This is a genomic window from Methanorbis furvi, assembly GCF_032714615.1.
Taxonomy (GTDB): Archaea; Halobacteriota; Methanomicrobia; order Methanomicrobiales; family Methanocorpusculaceae; genus Methanocorpusculum; species Methanocorpusculum furvi.
Genome location: NZ_JAWDKA010000007.1, coordinates 21592 through 44572, shown reverse-complemented (window position 1 = coordinate 44572; position 22981 = coordinate 21592). Strand labels below are relative to the sequence as shown.

17 protein-coding genes and 1 tRNA gene are annotated in these 22981 nt (G+C 50.5%); 8 read left to right on the top strand and 10 right to left on the bottom strand.

What is annotated here, in order from left to right; all coding sequences use genetic code 11:
- Positions 1-64: 64 nt before the first annotated feature.
- Complete coding sequence (larE, locus tag McpAg1_RS06965; RefSeq protein ID WP_338094579.1) at positions 65-841, top strand: ATP-dependent sacrificial sulfur transferase LarE; 777 nt, start codon at positions 65-67, stop codon at positions 839-841.
- Positions 820-2013 (top strand): tRNA sulfurtransferase, encoded by a 1194-nt coding sequence (locus tag McpAg1_RS06960; protein ID WP_338094578.1) that lies wholly within the window; start codon positions 820-822, stop codon positions 2011-2013. Before larE ends, McpAg1_RS06960 begins: the two co-directional genes overlap by 22 nt.
- 981 nt (positions 2014-2994) lie before the next feature.
- Here the strand turns inward: McpAg1_RS06960 and McpAg1_RS06955 are convergent.
- From McpAg1_RS06955 to McpAg1_RS06945, 3 genes are all read right to left on the bottom strand, one after another.
- Entirely contained in the window at positions 2995-4176 is a 1182-nt protein-coding gene (locus McpAg1_RS06955) for a M20/M25/M40 family metallo-hydrolase (protein WP_338094577.1), read from the bottom strand.
- A 3-nt stretch (positions 4177-4179) separates the two neighbouring features.
- A complete protein-coding gene (locus McpAg1_RS06950) occupies positions 4180-4614 on the bottom strand; it encodes a hypothetical protein (RefSeq protein WP_338094576.1) in 435 nt (144 codons plus the stop codon).
- Between the two features lie 180 nt (positions 4615-4794).
- Complete coding sequence (locus McpAg1_RS06945) at positions 4795-4968, bottom strand: 4Fe-4S binding protein (RefSeq protein WP_338094575.1); 174 nt, start codon at positions 4966-4968, stop codon at positions 4795-4797.
- A 390-nt stretch (positions 4969-5358) separates the two neighbouring features.
- On the opposite strand from McpAg1_RS06945, the gene mch reads away from it, so the two are divergent.
- Both mch and McpAg1_RS06935 read left to right on the top strand, forming a co-directional pair.
- Complete coding sequence (gene mch, locus McpAg1_RS06940) at positions 5359-6303, top strand: methenyltetrahydromethanopterin cyclohydrolase (protein ID WP_338094574.1); 945 nt, start codon at positions 5359-5361, stop codon at positions 6301-6303.
- Between the two features lie 93 nt (positions 6304-6396).
- Positions 6397-6470, top strand: a tRNA-Val gene (locus McpAg1_RS06935).
- 79 nt (positions 6471-6549) lie between these two features.
- On the opposite strand, the gene McpAg1_RS06930 is transcribed toward McpAg1_RS06935, so the two are convergent.
- Positions 6550-7104: a tetratricopeptide repeat protein gene (locus McpAg1_RS06930; RefSeq protein WP_338094573.1), complete on the bottom strand. Its 555-nt coding sequence runs from the start codon at positions 7102-7104 to the stop codon at positions 6550-6552.
- A gap of 79 nt (positions 7105-7183) precedes the next feature.
- Between McpAg1_RS06930 and McpAg1_RS06925 the strand changes: the two genes are divergently transcribed.
- Together McpAg1_RS06925 and McpAg1_RS06920 are read left to right on the top strand one after the other, a co-directional pair.
- Positions 7184-8083: a hypothetical protein gene (locus McpAg1_RS06925; protein WP_338094572.1), complete on the top strand. Its 900-nt coding sequence runs from the start codon at positions 7184-7186 to the stop codon at positions 8081-8083.
- A 230-nt stretch (positions 8084-8313) separates the two neighbouring features.
- Positions 8314-9882, top strand: a complete 1569-nt coding sequence (locus McpAg1_RS06920) for an MFS transporter (protein WP_338094570.1) — start codon at positions 8314-8316, stop codon at positions 9880-9882.
- A gap of 870 nt (positions 9883-10752) precedes the next feature.
- On the opposite strand, the gene McpAg1_RS06915 is transcribed toward McpAg1_RS06920, so the two are convergent.
- Together McpAg1_RS06915 and McpAg1_RS06910 are read right to left on the bottom strand one after the other, a co-directional pair.
- The gene (locus McpAg1_RS06915; protein WP_338094569.1) at positions 10753-12327 is read right to left on the bottom strand and encodes a sodium:solute symporter family protein; all 1575 of its coding nucleotides are present in this window, start codon (positions 12325-12327) and stop codon (positions 10753-10755) included.
- Positions 12311-12439, bottom strand: a complete 129-nt coding sequence (locus McpAg1_RS06910) for a symporter small accessory protein (protein WP_338094568.1) — start codon at positions 12437-12439, stop codon at positions 12311-12313. The genes McpAg1_RS06915 and McpAg1_RS06910 overlap by 17 nt, the downstream gene beginning before the upstream one ends.
- Before the next feature lie 344 nt (positions 12440-12783).
- On the opposite strand from McpAg1_RS06910, the gene McpAg1_RS06905 reads away from it, so the two are divergent.
- Positions 12784-13938 carry an exonuclease SbcCD subunit D gene (locus McpAg1_RS06905; protein WP_338094567.1) on the top strand — a complete coding sequence of 385 codons (1155 nt, stop codon included), beginning with the start codon at positions 12784-12786 and terminating at the stop codon, positions 13936-13938.
- Positions 13935-17078, top strand: coding sequence for an AAA family ATPase (locus McpAg1_RS06900; protein ID WP_338094566.1), 3144 nt, complete (start codon positions 13935-13937; stop codon positions 17076-17078). Before McpAg1_RS06905 ends, McpAg1_RS06900 begins: the two co-directional genes overlap by 4 nt.
- A gap of 1042 nt (positions 17079-18120) precedes the next feature.
- Here the strand turns inward: McpAg1_RS06900 and McpAg1_RS06895 are convergent.
- The 4 genes from McpAg1_RS06895 to McpAg1_RS06880 all read right to left on the bottom strand — a co-directional run bounded on the left by McpAg1_RS06895 (position 18121) and on the right by McpAg1_RS06880 (position 22980).
- Entirely contained in the window at positions 18121-18609 is a 489-nt protein-coding gene (locus McpAg1_RS06895) for a threonyl-tRNA synthetase editing domain-containing protein (RefSeq protein WP_338094565.1), read from the bottom strand.
- A gap of 1 nt (position 18610) precedes the next feature.
- Positions 18611-20074 carry a homoserine O-acetyltransferase MetX gene (gene metX / locus McpAg1_RS06890; protein ID WP_338094564.1) on the bottom strand — a complete coding sequence of 488 codons (1464 nt, stop codon included), beginning with the start codon at positions 20072-20074 and terminating at the stop codon, positions 18611-18613.
- A 392-nt stretch (positions 20075-20466) separates the two neighbouring features.
- Entirely contained in the window at positions 20467-21678 is a 1212-nt protein-coding gene (locus McpAg1_RS06885) for a bifunctional 5,6,7,8-tetrahydromethanopterin hydro-lyase/3-hexulose-6-phosphate synthase (RefSeq protein WP_338094563.1), read from the bottom strand.
- A 276-nt stretch (positions 21679-21954) separates the two neighbouring features.
- Complete coding sequence (locus tag McpAg1_RS06880; protein ID WP_338094648.1) at positions 21955-22980, bottom strand: NAD(P)/FAD-dependent oxidoreductase; 1026 nt, start codon at positions 22978-22980, stop codon at positions 21955-21957.
- Between the last annotated feature and the right edge of the window lies 1 nt (position 22981).

The following is a 22981-nucleotide window of genomic DNA, read 5'->3' as shown; positions in this document are numbered from 1 at the left end:
CGCATATTTATCAGGTTAGAGCATATACTGATAAAGAGACCTAATTCACACAGTGAATTTTATCATGAAAACAGTTCCTTCAAAACTTTCCGGGATTTTGCAGAAAAACTCCCCGATACTGATCGCACTCTCGGGAGGGCAGGACAGTCTGACCCTTCTCGCCGCAGCGAAAGCGGTGAACATTTCAGTAATCGCCGCAACCGTCGTCTCGGAGTTCGAGGTGCCCGGCGAAACAGAACGTGCGGAAAAGTTCTGCAAAAAACTCGGAGTTCCATGGCATTCAATTCAGATCAAAATTCTGGAGGATAGATCCATTGCCGCAAACCCGGTGGACCGCTGTTATTTGTGCAAGAAAAAGATCATGGGATCACTTGCTGACCTCGCGAAAGCACAAGGCTGCAAAATCTGTGACGGCACGCATGCGGATGATATGCCTGAAGACCGGCCTGGACACGCGGCCCTTCTGGAACTTGGCGTCTGCAGTCCGTTTGCCGAGGCAGGGATTGACAAAGAAGAGGTTCTGTCACTTGCAGAAACTCTCGGCGTTCCGATAATTCCTCCCTCATCATGTCTTGCGACCAGGATTCCTTTTGGAGTTGTGATCACCGAGGAAAAACTCAACCGTGTTGCAGCAGCAGAGACATTTCTTCATGAACAGGGAATTGCCGGCATCCTTCGCGTGCGGCTGATCGGCGATGAGGCGGTTGTGGAGGTTGAGGCAGGAGAAATGCAGCTTGCATCAAAACATGCAGCAGAGCTTGAGAGATTTGGTTTCTCGCGGGTAAGGGTTGCGGGCTATATTTCGGGAGGTGTTACTCGATGGAAACAAACACAGCAGTAATGGTGAGAATCGGTGAGCTCTGGCTGAAGAGTGAGCCGGTAAAAAAACAGTTCATGACAGCCCTCATGCGAAACATTCGTGCGGCTCTTGATGCAAAAGACATTGCATACCAGACCGAGGAGTATCGCGGACGGGTTCTGATCTATGGGGACGCAGAAAAAATCGCTCCCGAGGTTGCACGGATCTTTGGAATTGTGGACGTCAGTATCTGTACAACCTGCGGCAACAGTCCTGAGGAGATCTGTTCAGCAGCCGTTGCGCTTGCAGAGAAAAAACTCAAACCCGGCATGCGGTTTGCGGTGCGTGCAAGACGTCAGCAGGTGAAAGGGATCACCAGTCAGGAGCTTGCACGAATTGTTGCAGACGCGGTCTGGGAAAAAGTTCCTGACTTTGTGGTGGACCTCGACAATCCTGAGTACGAGCTCTTTGTTGAGGCACGCGAGTACGGCGGAATTGTGTATGATGAACGCATCCAGGGTCAGGGCGGTCTGCCGCTTGGAACGGCCGGCCGTGCAATGCTACTGCTTTCAGCAGGTATCGACTCGCCGGTTGCGGCATGGCTTCTGATGCGGCGCGGTGTTGTACTCTCAGGTGTGTTCATGGACGGCGGACGATGGGCGGGTCCTGCAACGAAGGGACTCGCGCTTGACAATGCAAGAATTCTCTCGACCTGGTCGCCCGGCAGAAATTTTCCGGTGTGGGTTGTGAACATGGAGCCGTTTTTTGATGCGGTCTCATCCGCATGCGAGACGCATTACACCTGCATCTACTGCAAACGGTTTATGATGCGGGTTGCAGACCGGCTCGCGCTCCATGGAAAGTACGATGCTCTTGCGTCAGGAGAAAATCTCGGACAGGTTGCGTCCCAGACAATTCAGAATATGGGAGTGATTACGGCATCGGTAAAGACGCCGATTCTCCGGCCGATTCTCACGTATGATAAGGAGGACACGGTTGCTATCGCCCGAAAAATCGGAACGTTCCATGAGTGCCCGGGAGATACCGGATGCCGTGCAGTTCCAAAAAAGCCTGCTACCAGATCTGATGTTGATCTGATTGAGGCACAGGAAGCAAAACTGAATCTATCAGATCTTATCGAAGCCGCAGCCGCAACAGCCGAGCTTTGGATTGCAAGAGATGGAGAGGTTTTCCAAAAAATTATCGATGCATAAAATATATCATCAGCAGATTTAGTACTTCATCGGTATATTGACACTTCTAAAATATTTATATAGGACCCTGCCCTACAATATATCAGGGTTATACCCTGGTACTAGCTCGCATAATGCGAGACCAGTGTCGAATAGAACCTATACGTCAGAGCTGGGGAGTTCTGTTGGCGTAGGTGGATTCTGGTGATGGTTCTGACAGTTTCAGGTGTTTCTGGGAACTGTCAGAAGTGTGTACCCATAAAATGGCATGCCAGCTCCCCTGAAAATTGTGCCTGCGAAATAGAAGGATTGTTTCCTTTTGGTAATGGCATCGGATTTGATCCGATAAACTTGGAGCCGCAAATAGATCCCATTCCCAAGAGAAACCAATCACACTATTTTTCTGTGTTTTACGATTGCATTACCGCAACACGATTGAGTTTCTTTTTCTAATAGGAGTTACGCGGTGTGATATTGCAAAAAGATCTCAGTTCCTTTTTTCTGAAAATTGTAAGCAGGTAACTGATGAACGTGGTCTCGTGTGAAAAAAACCGCCACGGATTCACACAGATATTTAATTTGCCAATCGCTGTTATCTTGCGCTCGGTCGGGACTCCGGCTAATCGCCTGCGTCCTTTTCGACCTCACTGGATACCAGCTGGCAAATTTTTCGATTTTTTGTTGAAATGATGAGTATGTTTTTTGCATCGTACTCACGCACATTTTTTTCCGAAAATGCAATCTGTGTGATTATGTTATTGATTTTTCCAAGCAAAACCACATGTACCACTCAACAAAAAACCGAAAAAAATTTGCCAGTCATTATCCAGTGAGGTCGAAAAGGACGCAGGCGATTAGCCGGAGTCCCGACCGAACGCAAGATAATGACGATTGGCAAATTTGGAATCCGTGTGAATCCGTGGCGGTTTTTTCTCACGAGGCGAGATCTCACCACTCAACAGTACACCGCGTAACTCCTATTCTAAAAAAAAGTTGGTGAGTTTACAATCCGTAACGTTTGCGGTAAGTATCAATCAGCCGGAAGTAAATTTCTTCAACGAAACGCAGCTGATCAATTCTCACCCGTTCATTCAGTCCGTGAAGGCACGACAACTCTCCGGGCCCGTACTCAATTGCCCGAAAGCCGGCTTTTCGCAGTGCCCTTGCATCAGATGCCGCCCACTGCACCATGGGTTTTGACGAAACATCATACACGCTGCTGATCGCATCACACGTACTCTGCACAAGGAATGACTCAGGATCCGTAAGTGAAGCGTTCGCCCTCGTAATCGGTGTTACCTTCGCTGACTTCGGCACAGATCTGCAGATCTCAGCAAGTATCGTCTCGCAGTCGCATCCCCACGGCAGCCGCATGTCCATTGTGAGCAGACATTTTTGCGCAACAATATTCACCCGCTCCCCGCCTGAGATCAAACCGGGATTGTACATAATCTGTCGGAAAATCGGTGCAAGATTCTGTCCCCCGCCAACATCGCTGATGGAGATGGAGTGATCGATCAGCTGTTCAAGCTGTTCGGACTGCGGATACACACGATTGTGCAGCTCATCCATCAGCTTCATGAACGAAAATGCCTGCATGATCGCACTGTCCCCTACAATCGGAAACAGCGAGGAGTGTCCGGGCGTTCCCGTGAACTCCACCTCGAACCGGCAGATTCCTTTCTGACCAACCGACGGAGCAAATGCAGGAGTTGGTTCTGCAATCAGTACATCGCACGGATGAATCAGTTGTTTTTCAATCAGATACCGCGTCCCTGACCGGCCTCCTCCCTCCTCATCGCACACAAACGCAAGAGAGACAGGAACCTCACCAAACTCACTGATCGCACGTTCAACCGCAGTAAGTACTGCTGCGCATCCGCCCTTCATATCAGTACTGCCGCGGCCGTGCACATACGTGTCATCGATGACGCCTGCATATGGAGGTATATCCCAGCCCTCCTCCATTGCCGGCACCACATCGATGTGGCCGGACAGCATCAGCGTACGGTTCTGTTCCCGGGAAATAACATTGCAGTGACCGGGCGTTCCCTCCGTAATGTCAGAACGGATTCCCATTGAGTCAAGGAGCAGGGCAATGTACTCGGCCGCCTCCCTCGTGTCGCCGGGGGGATTTTCGCTTTTGATCTTTACCAGATCCGAACAGACGCGTGCGACATCCATCACTTACCTCGTGCAGCGCTTTTCTTTGAACTCGGCAAAGAGTTTTCCAAGAGCACCTGCCGGATACAGACTGCGCAAAAGCGGCATGGCAAACAGATCATCAGTCATATCACGGAAAAATGTCGGCGGCAGCGGAATTCTTGAGGCAGGGTCCATCACAATTCTGAATCCGGCATACCGCGCCGGGTCGTCAGGGTCGTAGACCAGCTGCCAGAGGATTGGCGTACTCTCAAACATCTCCTGATTGGTGTCGCGAAGCCAGATCATGAACTCAGGGAAGAGAGCGTTGTCCCCGTCTTTTGCGAGATCCACACGATGCCTGAGGTACTCTGCGGTCATGGTACAGCGTATTGAGTCGATATTGTAGGCAAGCGCACTTAAGGTGTAGTCAAGGTGGGCGATCGTATCAATAAAATAAAAGTATAACACCGGGTCCATCTCTGATGGATTTTCGAGAATAAGCGATTTGTGATAGAGATATTCTATCTCATTGGAATACTCGTTTCTCTGCGGTAACATAGTAGTATTAGTTTGACGCGGTAGACAAAAAGTCTTGGTATAGCGAACCCAAAAGAACCGGATCAAGTTTTAAAAAAGAAAAGAAAACAAATTTTTGATTTATTCCATGTGGATGGCGCTTTCCGGGCACTCATCAACACAGGTCTCACAGTCAACGCATCCGCTTGCGTCCACAACTGCGATATCGTTTTCCAGTTCAATTGCTGCTGCCGGGCAGATATCCACGCATGTTGCACAACCAGTACATTTGTCTTTATCAACTACTGCTACCATTTCAAATACCTCAAATTCTTCTTACCTTATTTCAATCGAAACCAAAAATAGGTTTCGACCGGGGATGAATTAATTTTTATTCGCATACTAACTTCGAGTAATCGTTACTCGCCATATTCCCCAGAAAAATACAAGGTGCACTGAAGAAAAAATATCACTGAGTCAGAAAAGAGTTCATTCGGTACGAAAATAAAATCCCCATCCCATTTCATTCAGAGACTTGACACGATGTATCAGAAATATTTTCATGATGTTTCACTCTCACTGATGTTTTTTTCGTGGGCGACACGTGATTAACACGGCTCTGGATTAAAAATGCAAAACCCTAACACATAACAATTATCTATGTTCCTCACCCATATCTGAATCATATTCCTAAGGGGGATAATCTTGGTTAGTGTAAATGAACTCGGACTCGATCTCTTCGAAGAACTCGTAGAGAATGCAGACTTATTCAATGTAGCATATCATGAGCTTGACAACGGCGCCCGTATCGTGGACTGTGGTGTGGCTGTTCCGGGAGGCTTCGGCGCCGGCGACTACTTCACCCGTATCTGCATGGGCGGTCTTGGCGATATTGCATTCCGCCAGGGCATGGTTGGCAAGTTCCCGATGACCTTCATTGATGTAAACACCGACTTCCCGGCAATCTCCTGCCTTGGTGCACAGAAAGCAGGCTGGACCGTGAAGCACGAAAACTTCTTCGCAATGGGTTCTGGGCCCGCACGTGCTCTGTCCCTGCAGCCGAAACACACTTATGAAGTCATCGGCTACGAGGATGAGTGCGACGCAGCAGTCATCTGTCTTGAGGCAGACCACCTGCCGAACGGTGCTGTGATGGAAAAGATTGCAGAGAAGTGTAAGGTTGACGTTGCCAATGTCTGTGCACTTGTTGCACCGACCTCTTCTATTGTCGGCTCCATTCAGGTTGCCGGACGTTGTGTTGAGACCGCTGTGTACAAGTTAAACGAGCTTGGCTTTGACACCCGCAAGATTCTTGCAGCAGCAGGTACCGCACCAATTCCGCCGGTCCGCGGCGCAAAGCTTGCCATGGGAGTCACCAACGACGCAACGATCTACCACGGACAGATCAATCTGACGATGAATGCTCCGGAGATCGTTGACTATCTGGAAAAGATCCCGAGCTGCTCATCCAACGGATACGGCAAGCCGTTCAATGATATCTTCAAGGAAGCAGGCTACGACTTTTACAAGATCGACAAGAGCCTCTTCTCTCCAGCTGAAGTCATCATCAATGAGATCTCTTCCGGCAAGGTTTACCAGGTCGGAAAAGTCAACACCGAAGTCACGCTCAAGTCCTTCGGTCTTGCATAATATACCAAATGCAGGGGGATTTCTCCCCCAATCCTTTTGGGGCTGTTTCGCAGAGTTAATTACTCTGCAGCGAGAATAGATTAAGGCATTACTGGACTCGTGGTCTAGCTGGTCATGACGCCAGCCTTACATGCTGGAGGTCCGGGGTTCGAATCCCTGCGGGTCCACTCAATTTTTCTCTTCGTTTTTATTACTGTTTTTCTACAGCAGCGATGAGCTCAGGGCGTACAGTATTTTTTTCATAATTCAATAGGGGCGAGTTGCCCGCTCCATCTCAATCTCTCCGGCCCGTTCAAAGCAGTGCCGTGCCCGAACATCCTCGCCAAGCTTCATCAGGCACTTTGCCTTCTGCTTCCACAGCTCCTCATCATAGAGATTGATCTCAAGACCGCATTCAAATGCAGTCACTGCTTTGGTAAACTCGTTTTGTTCGGCAAACATCAGACCAAGGTTCAGCCAGTAGTCCGACACCTCAGGGTTCAGCCGCACCGCACGATCAAATGCAAACAGTGCCGCATCAACGTCGCCTGATCTACAGCAGACAACTCCGCGGCCGCACCAGCTCTCCGCACACTTCGGATCAACTTCGGTTGCCCGCCGCAGACATCTGACCGCCTCAACGTCTTCGCCTTCTTCGCTCAGCACAAGACCAAGCTCTGCCCAGTACTTTGCAATGGTTTTGTTCAGTTCGGCCGCCCGTTCAAAACACAGGCGTGCCTGCCGGAGGTTTCCCGCGTCCCGTTCCATTTCACCGCGGGAAAACCAGTAGGCGTCATCATTCATCTCAGCACTGCCACTCATCTATAGTAAGAGTTCACTCAAGAGGTATTAATAGATGGGCGTTGCATATGAAAGTAGAAAAATACGGCGAAGCATCATTATGGCACGGAAAAAACAGGAGTTTGATCCGCTTGGAGGTTCGATAGGCGGCAGCGGATCGAGAAAGAAAAAATCCAAAGGAAAATCTTTTGATGTCCTTGGCGGAGGATTCGGCGGAGAACATACGGTGGAAAAGGAGTCGTTTGATACGTATGCCGATACCTCGTTTGGCGAATCATCTGATTTTCTGATGGAGACCGGCGGTTCATCCACAAAATCCAAACCAAAGAAGAAGGGATTTTTCTCCTCACTCTTTGGAGGAGGCAAGAAGAAACAGCCGGCAAAAGGGAAGAGACAGTCTGCGGCAGATTCAGAGGAAATGCCCGAGTCCTATGTTCCAAAGCATGTCCGTGATCCTGAGCTTAGTATTCGCGACGGTGTTATGGAGACCGGTATCGCTGACCGGATGGCTGATGCCGAGTTCGAGTCTGATACGTATGAGTATGATGCATACGAGTATGATGAGCCGCAGTACAGCGAAGCAGTGCCTGAGATTTCCCGCGAGGAAACGGAGGATCTCTTTGAGGAGGAGGAGGTTGTAACACCGCCGGTCCGAAAACCTGCACCGCGCCCGGCTCCTGATCACGCGCCCGTGAAAACCGTTGCTCCTCCTCCGCCGCCGTCAGGAGTTCGACAGATGCAGGATTCCTCATCATCTCCTTCCCCCTCGCTTCGCAGTTGCTACCTCTGCGGTGCTTCTTCTTCGACTGATCTCCCGATGTTTGGCAGTACACATCCGGTTCCGCTCTGCCGTACCTGTCAGCGTGCTGTTACCACACTGATAAAATTCCGCGATCCCGCTGATGAGCGTGAGATCAAAACCGAGTGGTATACTCTCTGCCCGCATCTTGATTCGGATCGTGCCGATGCCGTGATCGAAGAGGGACGGAGAAACTCCTGACCGAAGTTCTGTGGTTGCATATTTTTGAACCGCAACGCTGCGTGATGCCGCAAAAAATTTCGTTCATTTTTTTTTGAAAAAGTTATGTGGTGATGAGTTCCATTGTTTGGAATTTTTCTGTAATCGGTCTTAGAACCGCACCGCGTAATTCTCACTCAAATCAATAACTCACAATTGAGTTGCTAATCATTCCGGCATCTTAATACGATAGCTCCTGCCAATGGAATAGTATGGAATCCCTGCGCCTGAATCGTCAACAGTATCTGGTGGCGATAACTGTTGCGATTGCATGTTTTCTGCCGCCGTTCATTGGCGAGGCAACCAACATTGCACTGCCGTCACTGATTGCCGATCTCCAGCTGCCGATGGGCATGTTCGGCTGGATACTGACGATCTATCTGTTGACCTCGACGATATTTCTGATTCCTGCCGCACGGTACGCGGACAAGATCAGCAAAAAATTATTTTTCACGATCGGCGTTCTGCTGCTCGGCATTGGCTCGCTTGGTATCGGTCTTTCGACGACCGGTGAGATGGTTCTTTTGATGCGGGCGATTGAAGGCGTCGGCAATGCGCTGATGTTTGGAACCGCGATTGCTCTGGTGACCTCAGCAGTGAAGGTCGAACTTCGCGGAACTGCAATCGGTATTGCGATGACCGGTGTGTTCCTCGGTCAGCTCGCAGGTCCGCTGCTTGCCGGAGCCTTAACTGATGTCTGGGGATGGCAGATGGTGTATCTGATTCTCGTGCCGATAGCTCTCCTTTCGTTCATCCTTGCGGTACCATTTATTCCGCGTGACAAGCCGACGGACACCAAGCCCTATGACTGGACCGGCGCTGTTCTTTTCACGGTCGGTATGACACTCGGGTTGTACGGATTTTCCAAGATGCCTGACGCACTTGCTCTCGTACTGCTGATTGCCGGTCTGATCCTTCTCGGGTTATTTTTCCGGTACGAAAAGACTGCGGCAAACCCTCTCATTCCGGTGCGGCTGATTCTGGAAAATCGGGGATTCACCTTCAACAACTCGGCGAACCTGTTGTATTATGTGGCAATTTATGCGATGGGTTCGCTTGTGTCGATGTACATGACGCATGCATGGGGATTTTCCGCACTCGACAGAGCACTTGTGGTCACCACGCAGGGACTGGTCCTTGTGCTGTTTACGATTGTTGCAGGAAAATTTTACGATCATCTTCTGCCGAAGTGGCTGCTGTTCCCAGGCATTGTGCTTGCTGTTGTCGGTGGTGCGGCAGCATTTCTTCTCGGAGCTCCGTCCGCTGATCCTTCATGGCTGGCGATGGCAGTGGTTGCGGCAAGTGTTGCGGCATTTGGATGCGGCTCGATTGTTCTTGCGATCATCGACAGATTTGTTGCAAACGCTCCACCAAAGTACGCGACAACGACGGGCCTCGCGATCATTGCACTCGGTATGGTCTTGCTGCTGACCTGCGGATCAGAGCAGGCGATCTGGACGATGATTGCGGTACAGGGACTTTTCGGTGTGGGCATTGCAATTTTTGTGACGCCGAACAGCACCGCTATCATGAACTCGGTCACCGAGCAGGAGTACGGCATGGCGTCAGGAACGCTTTCGACCACACGGATGCTTGGCATGGCTATCTCAATCGGCATGATGACCGTTCTGACGAATCTTGTCCTTGGTGCCGGTACGAAGATGAGTGTGGATTATGTGGATGTGTTCCTTGTCATGATGCATGCAACGGTCATTGCAGCGATCATTGTTTTGGTTGTCGGCATGATCCTTTCATGGACTGCGGATACAAAATCCGCGTAATTTTTTTTCAAAAATATTTTTTTTATTTTTTTTTATTTTTTTGGCTTTGCCCATAAAATCGTTTATTAGCACACACTGTTCGGCATTGATCGTAGCTCCGCCCACGGAAAAACGGAACACACAGAATAAAAAAAACATCACGGAGCAGACGTGAACATCACGGAAATTTTTCGTCAAGATTTTTTCTGATAGGAGTTCCGCGGTGTTCACGTCTGTTCCGTGATGTTTTTTTATTCTGTATGTTCCGTTTTTCCGTGGGAGGCTAGGAATTAATAGACAACACCTATTTTTTTGGAAAATGAAGATGGCAATGTCATCTCAAAAAAAACCAAAAAATATTCTCATGACAAAATCTTAAAAAATATTTCCGGTGTCGACCGGCTTCATGCAAATATATTTACGAGAGCGTAATTATGCGATGACCCACGTAATCTGAAGATTAGTTGCGGTTTTCCGCAATTTCAGAGTGTCGCATGGAGTCCGAATGTCGCCGGAACGAATGAACTGCATGCGGCTCGTAATTGCACATGCAGGTTTTACATTCTCTCAGCATACTATAATAGTGTACATTTGTTAATAAATATTTCTGGGTCCCCGTAAACCTATTGATTGAGATACACTTCAAAAATACTCATAAATGCAAAATATTCGCAGTTTTACCGCCATATATTGGAGTGCCATTCAGATGTTTTCCCCTAATTCGATTTTTCGTTAATCTCTCTCTGTCCAAAATATATTTTCATTTTTTGAGAATATTTTTCAGACATCAGTTTTCTCTACTGACAGGGCACAACAAAAAGCCAGTTTTGAAAATCCGTCTGCTTGAGTCAGGGAAAAATCTATTTTCAAAAAAAAAGTATTGAAAGTTTTTCACACAAAACTGTGCTGTTGTTCGCGGGTAACACGATGTTTGTCCAGAGGAATCAGGATAACCAGCACCAGGATTGAGAGAACTGTTCCGACAACCAGCGGATCCAGATAGTTCCAGGGACTTGACACCAGCGAATCAACGCCGAAGATTGCATTACAGATACCAAGCGCCTTCGACTCCGCGGTATGGGCAAACACTGTCCAGAGAAGCCAGCCTACCGCTCCTGCAATCATACTCCACTTTGCCGCAAGAAGTGACGGACGTTTCGCCACAAGACCATGAATAAATGCAGGCAGCAGTGCTGCCGTACACAGCCCCATAAACATCGCCGTGGCACGGGCGATAATACTACCCGGCATTGCAACCGCAATGGCAATACTCACAATCATCATCACAATAATACCGATCTGATTTGCCCGGACCGAGTATCTCTTTCCTTTCAGTCGTGCAAACATATCGCCGCCGAGCGTTGTTCCCATCGTATGCAGAAGCGACGAAAGCGTTGACATCGCCGCAGAAAGCAGAGTGAGCATGAAAATTATCACAAACAGCTCAGGCATTGCCGAGTTGATGTAGAGCGGAATCACCGAGTCAACATTTCCTCCGGCTGCATCAAGAGCAAGCTGGCCGGTCGTCTCCATGAAGTAGACATTCGTCAGCGGACCAACCGTGAACGCAACACCGGTCATCATCACAATAAAGAGTGCCCCCATCGGAATAGCGCGGTTCAGTGACTTACCGTCCTTTGCCGTCATGAATCTGACTGCAAGCTGCGGCTGGGCAAGTACCCCAATACCCACACCAAGCACCAGCGTTGTGATAACCGTCATCCATACCGGTGAGCCGAACTCAGGCATCGACGTCCAGCCGGTCATACCAACCGCCGCAAGATTCTCCGGAACCAGTGGTGCCATTGCCTCCAGTGCACTGTTTGCCGTGACAACACCTCCAAGATAGATGTAGGTCAAAACAAGCAAGAGTCCCATACCCACCAGCATGATCGCTCCCTGCACAGCGTCCGTGTACATCACTGCGATCAGACCGCCGATGACAACATAGAGCGCAACAATTACTGCAAACCCGAACAGTGCCGTCATGTACGGGATCCCAAGCGTCGTCTCAATAAACCGTGCTCCGCCGATGAGAACTGCTGCTGTGTACAGCGGCATTGCTGCAACAAAGATCAGACCTGATGCATAGATCAAAAACTTGGATCCGAACATTTTTCCAAACAGCTCAGGATACGTCAGTGCACCAAGTTCTTTTCCCACGCGCCGGATGCGTTTTCCCATGAACAGGAAAGCAATGATCACACCGACAACTACACAGAGAACGGTCAGCCACATCAGACTCATACCATACTGCGCAGCGGTTCCACCAAATCCTACAATCGCAGACGTACTGATGAACGTCGCACCATATGATAAGGCAATAATTATCGGATGCGTGTTGCGCCCCGCGACCATGTAGTCTTCAACCTTTTTCGTCTTCTTGTATCCGTAGTATCCAAGGCCAAGGATCATCACCAGATAGAAGAGCACGATGACAATTGTGAGTTCAGTACTTACTGCCATCGTCGTCACTATCCTTGTTCCAGTAGAAGTATCCGTAAATAAAGCAGCCAATCAACGAGACGATGCAGATAACATAGGTAATCCACACTCCCGGGTCACTAATTCCAAACATGTTGAGCATCCACCAATTTATCGAAGGACTCGCGTCTTTTGCGCAGCATCAGTTTCGTAAAACAGCATTGAAAAAACCGTCATACGAAAGCGTGACGGCGTTCCTTAGTTAAAGCTAAAGAAGAAAAAGACGATGAACGCAGCCTGGCAACCGTTGTAAGAATGGGTGTCGCTTTCGTTCATCTGAATCTCCTACCATGTTGCCGTTTCTTGGATATAAATTAGTGTGGTATGTTATCATGTGGCACATTAGCATGATCGTGATTTTGTTCCATAGGACACTGGTAAATCTTTAATCACTCACACACCGAAAATATACCAACGAAAATCCGGCGTGACCACTTCATGAAATTCATCCACACCGCCGACCTTCACCTCGGAAAACAGTTTTACGGATACAATATTCTCGCGGATCAGGCATTCATTCTCCGCCGGATAGCACAGCTTGCCGTATCTGAAAACGCAGACGGCATACTGCTTGCCGGAGATATTTTTGACACTCCGGTTGCCGGACGTGCGGCAGTTGATCTGTTGAACAAATTTCTCACGTACCTTCAGCGATCAAACATCACCGTCTTCATGATCAGCGGTAATCATGACTCGCCGGAACGAATTCATTACGGCAGCAGCATCATGGACAACTGCGGCATTTACATCAACGGCATCTACGACAGCGAGCGCGACGTTCGAGTCATCGACCTCTCTGACGAGTTCGGGCCGCTGCACCTCTGCCTTTTGCCGTACATCGACCCTGCGATGGTACGCAGCTCGGGAAAATTCGGCGACATCACCGTTACAACCTTTGACGAAGCGGTCGCCGCAGTGATTGCCTCGATCCCGCTCAAATCAGGCGAACGTTACGCCGTAGTTGCGCACCAGTTCGTTGCAGGATTTGGCACGATGCCGGCGTCATCCGAATCTGAACGAATCACCGTCGGCGGCATCGAACAGGTGGATGCAAAACATTTCGCCGAGTTTGAGTATGCAGCTCTTGGTCATCTGCACAAACCGCAGAAAGTCGGCCTTGCCACCATCCGCTACGCAGGCTCTCCCCTCAAGTACTCACCATCCGAATGCGGCCCGGCAAAATCAGTCACCGTCGTGGAATTTTTTGAAAAAGGCAACGTCACCATCCGCCAGATTCCGCTCAAACCGTTACGCGATCTGCGCATCATCTGCGGAACAGTTGACGACCTCACCACTGCGGGCGCTGTTCCAATGCCCCACGACGACTTCTTTTTCGTACAACTCACCGACCCGCTGCCGCCCGCAGACACCATGGCCAGACTGCGTGCAAAATATCCGGCGGTCATCGGCGTTGAACGGGTGAACGACTCTACTCCGGCAGCGGTCGCCGCCGGTGCCCGGATGGAGGATCTGCAAAAATCAGACCGGGATCTCTTCGCAGGATTTTTCTCAGAAGTCTCCGGCAGACCCATGACCGCTTTGCAAGAAACGGTTGTCCAGGAAATTTTACAGGAGATGGGTGGAGAGAAATGAAACCAATTCGTCTGGTGATCTCATCGTTTGGTCCGTATGCCAAAGAAACGGTGATCGACTTTTCTGCATTTGACGGCTCGGGAATTTTTCTGATCACCGGCGACACCGGTTCAGGAAAAACCACTATCTTTGATGCGATCACCTACGCCCTCTACGGTGTTGCAAGCGGCAGCATCCGCGAGGCAAAAACTCTTGCAAGCGACTTCGCCGCACCGGACACTGTTCCCTTTGTGGAGCTGATGTTTCTTCACCGAAAGGAGACCTACACCATCAGGCGCACTCCTGCCTACACTGTTCAGGGAACCGAAAAAAAAGCAACCGCAAGCCTTGTCCTGCCGACCGGAACAGAGATCTCCGGCCCCAAACATGTCGGCGAAGAGGTCCTCCTCCTCCTTGGTCTGGACAGCCAGCAGTTTCGTCAGGTTGCGATGCTGGCCCAGAACGACTTTGAAAAATTTCTGTTCAGCACCAGCAAAGATCGTGCCGACATCCTCAGAAAACTGTTCGCAACCGAACGGTTTGAGGAGTTTCAAAACAGAATCGCTGCACAGGCACGGGCTGCAAAACAGGAAACCGAAACGATCCGGCAGTCATGTGCTGATCGTGCTGACCGGTTTATTGCAGTTCCTAACACACCGTTCGCTGATCTGTTAGCTGAAGTGCGGGGGTCACCCGACGGATTTTTCCGTCTCAGCGACCTCTCCGCCGCCGCAGCCGAACAGCTCCGCGACGACAGGACTCATGCGTCTGTTCTCAAAGGAGACTGCCAGTCTGCAAGAAACCGTGCCGCAGAGATCGGTGCATCAATCGAAAATGCAAAACAGATCAATGCAGACCTTGACCGGCTCTCAGAGACGAAAGCAATCGCACAACAACTGCGGGAGCAGGAAGGGGAGATGGCACAGCTTGGCAAAAAACTTGAGATGTCGCAGCGTGTCCGTGAGATTGTGCCGTACGCAGAACGTGCGGACTCAGCCGCTGAGCGGTTGAGTGCTGCACGAAATGGGCTGGAGGAGGCAAAAGCCCGGCTTGCTGCTGCGCAGGAAAAAGCCGAGGCTGCGGCTGCTGAACTTTCCAAAACCCAGCGCGACAATCTCTCCCTCCCGCTGATGCAGGAGGAGATTGGAAAACTCAAAGGTTTCGTCACTCAGTTCACCGAGTACGAGACCGTGAAGGGCCAGCAGCTGCGCGGCGGCAGTGAGCTTGAGAGAATTGAAAAGGATCTTGCGGAGCGGAAGGCTGATCTGAAGCGGATGAACGTGCAGCGCGACCGGCTCATGAACCGGCTTTCCGAGCTGGGCAGTGTCCCTGAAAAACTTGCCGAGGCAAAACATCGCGAAGCCAAGACAACCGCACGGCTCGCATCCCTCACCGCTCTTGCAAGAGAACTTCAGACGCATCAGAAAACGGTGAAGGAATGTTCCTTCAAAGAGATCGCCTACACCAGAGCAGCGGATGCCTACGAGGAGACCAGAGATATCGTCGCAAAAAAAGAGCGTGCCTTCTTCGACGGTCAGGCAGGCATCATGGCAAAAAGTCTGCGTGCAGGCTCTCCCTGTCCGGTCTGCGGTTCAACCCTTCATCCGCGTCCCGCAAACCTCCCTGCCGGCATTCCAACCGAAGCGGAACTGAATGCTGCAAAGACCGAGCTTGCCGCCAAAGAAAATGCACGAAGCAAAGCCGCGTCAGAATGTTCAGGAGCACGGAGCATGCTTCGTGCAGGCGAACAGCATCTCCTTACTGCAGCTGAGCTGCTGTTTACTCTTCCACAGCGTTCCGACTGGGCGAGAATTCTGGACGGACTGATTCGTGAGGAGGTGCAGACGTCTGAGGAGCAGCTGAAACTGATCACTGCGGAGATTGCCGGGCTTCAGAATTTACTCACCGAAAAATCATCATTGGATGCAGAGCTCCGCCAGATGCATGACTCATTCCCGCGCCGCGAAGAGGAACTTGCCGAGCTTGCCGAAACAGCTGCCAATATCAAACAGCGTGCCGAGTACGCAAAGGCACGTGCCGAGACGTTGAAAGGCCAGCTTCTGCCCGGCTACGTTTCTGCTGCTGAACTAAACGAAGACATCAGAAAACGTGAGTCCGAGATGTCTCTTCGCCGGACGCGGGAGACTGATCTGATCAAAACGTTTGAACAGATAAAATCCGCCAGATATGATGCGGCCTCGGCATGCACCGCTGCTGAGGAGATCTTTGCCGATGCAGAGCGCACCAAGAACACCAGCGAGGAGGCATTCAACACTGCGCTTCTCACCCGCGGTCTCACCCGCGACGGATACCGCAGTGCGCTGATGAGTGACGCCGACGTTCTCGCAGCGCAGGAGAAACTGAAACGGTATCGTGAACTTCGCTCCTCGACCGACGGTCAGATTGTGCTTTTGCAGAAAAAGACCGAAGGATGTACCGCAATTGACATCCCTGCTCTTACCGCAAAATTTGCCGAAGAGGAACGCAGGTATGCAGCGCTTCAGGAGGAGGAAAAAGATCTCGGTTACCGGATCATGCAGAATTCTGCGGCCCTGTCTGAGATCTCAGGATTTTTGGAAAAGTATGCGGCGGTCTCTGCGCGGTACACAGAGCTGTCTGATCTCTCGCGTGCGGCGAACGGTGATGCGGCAGGCTCAGGGGTTCGGATGAAGTTTGAGGAGTACGTGCAGTCCGCATACCTCGGCCGCATTCTTGAGAAGGCGAACATCCGTCTGCATGCGATGACGGACGGACGGTTCAGAATTGTGCAACGGAGTGCGGCAACGGATCAGCGAAGAAAGGAGGGGCTTGAGATGGATGTGATCGACTTTTACACCGGAAAACAGCGGCCGACCTCAACACTTTCAGGCGGCGAGTCGTTTAAGGCGGCACTGTCTCTTGCCCTCGGTCTGTCGGATGTTATCATGGAGACCTCGGGCGGCATTGAGCTGGACGCGCTTTTCATCGACGAAGGCTTCGGGTCTCTTGACTCGGTGTCGCTGGATCAGGCGATCGAGACACTGGCAACTCTTGCGGCGCCCAGGACCGGCAGCCGGCTGATCGGTATCATCTCCCATGTGGAGGATCTCAGGCAGCGGATTGAGAAAAAAATCGTGGTTGTGAAAAATCCTGACGGCAGTACGGTGAAGGTTGTTGTGTGATTTTTTTTGCCGCCCACGGAAAAACGGAAAACACGGAAATATCACTGAAAAACATCACGGAGCAGATGTGAACTGCACGGAAGTATAAATTTAAACAATATTTCCGTGGTGTTTTTTTTTCAGAAATCTCGCGATGAAATATTTTCATGCGGCATCACGAAAAATATTTTTTGCAATTATTTTTTGAAAAATTTTCAAGAGCAAACCAACGGTTTTTTTTCTGAGATTTTGTGATGAAATATTTTGATGCGGCATCACGAAAATATTTTCTGCAATTATTTTTTTTGAAAAATTTCCTGAAGCAAACCAACGAAATTTTTTGTGGCATCATAATGGAATTTCAATTTAGAAAAAATATTTCCGTGATGTTCACGTCTGCTCCGTGATGTTTTTTTCTGTGAAATTTTGTGATACCACGAAAAGATTTAGTCGATTTTTTCTGGGAAAAGTAAGAGGGTAAGTGGTGAGCGTGGTTTCGCTTGAAAAAGGAACCGCAAATCCACGCAAATCTCGCTCGCTAACGCTCGCTCCGCAAATCGCGTTTGCTTTTCGTCGCTCTCATCCCGCCGGATTCCGGCGGGCTCGTTGCTATCGCAAACGCGACGGCAAACGCTGGACGGCGCCAGTCAGGCGCCGCCTATTGTTTATCGATAATATTCATGGTGTGTCACTGCGTAAAATGTCGTGGGGTCGAAAATTTTCAGATTGTCCTACACTTCGAATGCAATCCATTCAACCCATGGCGGCGCCCGACTGGCGCCGCCCAGCATTTGCAGTCGCGGTTGCGATAGCAACGAGCCCGCCGGAATCCGGCGGGATGAGAGCGACGGTTCGCAAATGCGATTTGCGGAGCGAGCATCAGCGAGCGAGATTTGCGTGGATTTGCGGTTTCCTTTTCTCATCATGCCCATTCGCCACTTATCCATTTCCTTTTTTCAGAAAAAAATCTACTAAATCTTTTTGTGAGAGTACATTTTCTGTGAAATTTCCGTGTGTTCTGTGTGTTCCGTGGGCTGATGCGTACGTCCACAACAGAAAAAAATTATGACTGACCAATGATCTCCAGATGCTCCTGCTTTTTCGGGCAGCACTCCCCCTCGCATGCACCGCCGATGAAAGGACAGACCGACATCGAAAAATCAGCCATCGGGTGACCTTTACTCTTGATCTCAAACTCCTTGTACCAGCCGAACGCCGCACGCTTGGTCTCCACCCCTTCTTCGCTCAGCCTCACCTGAATCGTTTTCAAAATCCACTGCGAAATTCCGGGGCAACCAAGATCGGACGCAAGGTGTGCATAAGGAAACAGCATCACCCTCTTTGCCTTCAGCCGCCCGAGCCGCACGCAGATACTCTCAACTGTTGCAGACACCGTCAGCTCCGGATTCACTTCATCAGACTTTTCCACACAACAGAACAGCAGAACGCAGTCCAGCATCTCATCCTCAGGGATTGGTTCAGGCTCTGCCATCTTGGTTTTTTTCGTCACCTTATACCAGACACGATCCGCATGAATGCCGAGTATTTTCATATTATCTCCTCTCCACAATGTTTGAAAGTTGTTCGCTGGTCAGCATACCGACAACTTTTCCCCCAGTTACAACCGGCAGGGCTGAGATGTGATGCTGATCCAAAATCCGTGCCGCATCACGAAGCGTATCATTCGACGACACGCTCAATACATCCTTTGTCATAATCTCATCAAGCTTCACATGTTCGCCTGCAACCGCCTTTGCAATGTCCCATGACGTCACAATTCCGCACAGTGTTCCGTCTGTGTGCAGGACCGGCAGATGATTGACCTCACGCTCTATCATTGTCGCGGCCGCTGCACGAATTGTTGCACATCCGCAGATGGTCGGCGGGTCACGGTTCATGATATCTTCAACCGTTAACGGAGTGAGGAACCGTCCGATCAGATAGTTCATCTGATCATCCTCAAGCAGGAATCCGTCGTGCCCGAATCCTGACATCACTTCGGTGTACTGCACATCCTTTCCAAGGCTGTTTAGAGCCATCACGATCTCTTCAGACAGGTACGGCGGGTACAGCCAGTCGGTGGAGACTGAGAGAATCAGGAACTTGGCATCAGCTCCCTCCAACCCTTCGGCAAGAGATCCGTTTCTGGTCAGATCATAGTAGTCGATGGCTTTGGTGATGTAGAGATAGGAGTTTGGATCAAACCGCTGCACAAAACTTCTGCCCTGATGCTTCAGATAGCTTTCCACACTGAACTCGGTCTCAAACCCGTAACCGTACTCGGTTTTTTCCTGAAGCCTTCGTCCGAACTTTTTGTGCATCGACTGATCCGACAGATAGGTGATGTGAGCCATCATGCGTGCGAGGGAGAGGCCGTGGTCGGGTTTTTCGTCCATTGGATAGCGGCCGCCCTTCCATGCGGGATCGGTCATGATGGCAGCGCGTCCCACAGCGCCAAATGCGATATGCATCGGTGTTGAGTAACCGGCCGCGGCAATCACGACGATGCGGCGGGCAAATCCCGGGTACTCAACGCTCCACTGCAAAGACTGCATGCCGCCCATGGAACCGCCCACCACTGCGTAGAGATCATGAATGCCCAGTTCGGTCAGGAAACTGTGCTGCGCTGCGACCATGTCGCGGATAGTGATCACCGGAAAGTCAGGGCCGTACGGGAGTTTTGTTTCAGGATTGATTGAGGCAGGCCCGGTCGATCCTTTACAGCCGCCGATCACGTTGGTTGCGATAACGCAGTACCGGTCGGTGTCAAGAGCTTTGCCAGGGCCGATCACACCGTCCCACCATCCGGGATGTTTGTCTCCTTTGTGCATGCCGGCTGCGTGCGCATCGCCGGAAAGTGCGTGACAGACAAGGATGGTGTTTCCGGGCGCTGGCGAACAGCCGTACTGTTCGTAGGCGATGACGACATTCCCGAGCACCGCTCCTGATTCAAGATGCAGCGGTGATCTCAGGGTGTGGTACCTGGTTACTACGTCGCCGACTGATCCGCCGGTCACGGCTTTTCTCCGGATAGTGTATTGGTAAGTATTGGGATCATTTTCTCTTCACTCGATAAATTCACACTGTGATTATATTGGGCACGGCAGTGTTTAAAGTATCTGTTTTTGTGGTTTGCCCATAAATTCGTTTATGACAACTAACGTTCGTCGTAACTCCGCCCACGGAAAAACGGAGTACACGGAAATTTCACAGAAAAACATCACGGAGCAGACGTGAACAGCACGGAACTCTAAAATTCTATTTCTGTGATGTTCACGTCTGCTCCGTGATATTTTTCCGTGTGTTCCGCTTTTCCGTGGGTGGCAGAACGTAATAGGCAACATCTCTTTTACGGGAAAACAGGATGTGCTATTCAAAACAAAAAAAGAAAAATAAAAAGAATTCCGATTTAGAAATCGGTCATCACACGGAACTGGTCGATCTCTTCAGAGTCAAGCTCTGCAAGGAAGGACTCGGCCGCGTTCTTGATGTCTTTGCTTGCCGTGATTGCGCGGCCGACAACAACAACATCCGCACCTGCGGTGAGTGCCTTCTTTACAACCGGCACACGGATACCACCTGCGGTTGCAACAAGGATCTTTGCATTGTACTTTGCTGCGACTGCCTTGATCTTCTTGATGTCGCCCCAGCTGTACTCGCCGCTTGCTTCCTTGTCGATTGCACGGTGCATCTCAACATACTGCGGGAGAAGTGCTGCGCCGCCCATCTTTGCAAGGCTTTCGATCAGCTTTGCCGGCTCGTCAACATTCAGCATGTCGATGATTGCATAAATTCCGCACTTCTTTGCTTCTTTAATGAATGCGGCAATCGTCTCAACCGGAGCAAGACCTGATACCACTGCTGCGTCGCCGCCTGCGTTGGACACCATGCGTGCTTCAAGGTTGCCGGTGTCAAGGGTCTTTAAGTCTGCAACGATGAAACAGTTCGGGCGGATCTTGCGAATTTCGCCGATGACGTTTAAGCCGAACTGTTTGATGAGCGGAGTTCCTGCTTCAAAGATGACGTGATCGTTCTGCGGAACCTCACGCAGTACACGCTCCACCTGTCTCATATCGACAAGGTCCATGGCGACCTGGAGGTAGGGCGGGTTCCAGAGCCGCTGAACTTTGAATCCCATAACACCGTGGGCTGCACGGTCTTTTTCCTTCAGGACAGTTGCGGTGTCCGGGAACTTGTCGAGTGCACGGGAAAGTGCGAGGCGGGTTGCACCATAGTTGAAGCGGTAGAGTTTGTTGAAGTCTTTTGCATCAGGAGAGATGAAAACACTTGCAACAATAACAACCTCGTCCACGTCCATGCCGGTGAAGACACCGTCTTCAAGTGCATCGGCAACAGCCTTGGAAACTGCTGCCTGTGCAGGGCCAAAGATCTGGGTAACCTGTTCGGTGTGCTTAAGGGTAACTTTTGGCACAATCAGGACTGCCGGTTTTGGGAGGAGGTTCGGGCGGATAACGCCGAGAAGCGGGGTGTGACCTGCGGAAAGCTGGGTCAGGCCGTTTGCAAATGCCGTTCCGACCGGGCCCATTTTGTCGCCGATCATGAGGTCGATGTGGGCTAGTTCTGCCCCATCGCCAACGAGTGCTTCGCCAATCAAAAACATAGAAAAATCTCTGCAATAGCGTTGGTTTTGTAACCCTATAAAGACAGCCGCCCCGCTCCAATTCTCATGTGGGGGTTCACCGCCTGAGGCGGTGAACCCCCACAGAATTAAACCGGCTCGGCACCTCTCGTCCCTGCGGGACTCGGGGCTTGGTACACCAAAATGATTTATTCTGCCAAAAAAAATCGAACCATGTTATTTTATCTTAAAAATCGCCTTTGGCGATTTTTCATTCGCGCTATTCACGTCATTCGCGTTTTTCCACAACGCCCAAGCTCAGACATTGGTGATATACGAAAACTTCGGCGACGCATGTCCGAGCATCGTCCACTGCCGGCGCATGAACTCCTTGCTTGATGCAAGATTATTCTCATATGCGTTCCTCAGCAGGGCAGTGTCAGGATTATTTCCCGGCGTGCAGACTCTCTTATACGCCTCCGCAAACGCAGACGCACTCACAAACGCCGGAGCAATCCCTTCGCAGACCGGACTCAGAAAATTTGCCGCGTCCCCTGCAAGAAAAATTCTGTCCTCTCCCATATCAGTTGGGGTCACCGACGGAAGCAGCCCGTACTCCTCCCGCTCCAGATCCCCAAACTCTGCACCAAGCTCCCTGACCAGATACTCCTTAAACCTCTGGTAATACTCAGGCAGCATCGACTGATCCTTCGCGCTCACTGCCACAATTACAAACTCATCCTTTATACAGCACCATGCCGCATGCTCGGAAAACTCAGGCTGAAGATAGGCATGAAAATAGTTTGGATCCAGATCGATTGAACCCGTACTGTAGGTTTGATACGTTACAATAGACTCTCTTTTTTCGTTCCGCAGTATCTGTCGGACAGCACTCACCACCCCGTCGCATCCGACAAGAACACGCCCCTTCTCCTCTGTAACGATTTCGTTTTGCAGACTCACCACAACATGATCCCCTTCATTGCGAAATCCGATTATTTCCGTATTCTCCCTGATCTCGGCTCCCGCTTCATCCGTCTCAACAGCCATCCAGTAATCAAAAAGATTACGCCAGACATTCATCCCAAGCCCGTCAATCGTAAACATCACATGCCGTTCGTTCTGCAGGGTATACCCCATATTGATCTGGGGATCGCATCGGACCGCCTGCGGAATTTGACCAAACACATCCTCAGCAATTGCCACCGCTTTTCTGATCAAAATTCCGTTGCAGGACTTTTCCCGCAGTAAAGACATCTTTTCTGCGACCAGCACCGAGTATCCGGCATCAACCAGTATCTTTGCCGCAACACATCCCGCCGCCCCGGCTCCTGAGATGATCACG

Coding starts and splice junctions, on each gene's coding strand:
- larE (WP_338094579.1), top strand. CDS start 65: ATGAAAACAGTTCCTTCAAAACTTTCCGGGATTTTGCAGAAAAACTCC.
- McpAg1_RS06920 (WP_338094570.1), top strand. CDS start 8,314: ATGGAATCCCTGCGCCTGAATCGTCAACAGTATCTGGTGGCGATAACT.
- McpAg1_RS06905 (WP_338094567.1), top strand. CDS start 12,784: ATGAAATTCATCCACACCGCCGACCTTCACCTCGGAAAACAGTTTTAC.
- McpAg1_RS06945 (WP_338094575.1), bottom strand. CDS start 4,968: ATGGTAGCAGTAGTTGATAAAGACAAATGTACTGGTTGTGCAACATGC.
- McpAg1_RS06925 (WP_338094572.1), top strand. CDS start 7,184: ATGGCACGGAAAAAACAGGAGTTTGATCCGCTTGGAGGTTCGATAGGC.
- McpAg1_RS06885 (WP_338094563.1), bottom strand. CDS start 21,678: ATGTTTTTGATTGGCGAAGCACTCGTTGGCGATGGGGCAGAACTAGCC.
- McpAg1_RS06955 (WP_338094577.1), bottom strand. CDS start 4,176: ATGGATGTCGCACGCGTCTGTTCGGATCTGGTAAAGATCAAAAGCGAA.
- McpAg1_RS06910 (WP_338094568.1), bottom strand. CDS start 12,439: ATGTTTGGAATTAGTGACCCGGGAGTGTGGATTACCTATGTTATCTGC.
- McpAg1_RS06915 (WP_338094569.1), bottom strand. CDS start 12,327: ATGGCAGTAAGTACTGAACTCACAATTGTCATCGTGCTCTTCTATCTG.
- McpAg1_RS06900 (WP_338094566.1), top strand. CDS start 13,935: ATGAAACCAATTCGTCTGGTGATCTCATCGTTTGGTCCGTATGCCAAA.
- McpAg1_RS06950 (WP_338094576.1), bottom strand. CDS start 4,614: ATGGACCCGGTGTTATACTTTTATTTTATTGATACGATCGCCCACCTT.
- McpAg1_RS06895 (WP_338094565.1), bottom strand. CDS start 18,609: ATGAAAATACTCGGCATTCATGCGGATCGTGTCTGGTATAAGGTGACG.
- McpAg1_RS06960 (WP_338094578.1), top strand. CDS start 820: ATGGAAACAAACACAGCAGTAATGGTGAGAATCGGTGAGCTCTGGCTG.
- McpAg1_RS06930 (WP_338094573.1), bottom strand. CDS start 7,104: ATGAGTGGCAGTGCTGAGATGAATGATGACGCCTACTGGTTTTCCCGC.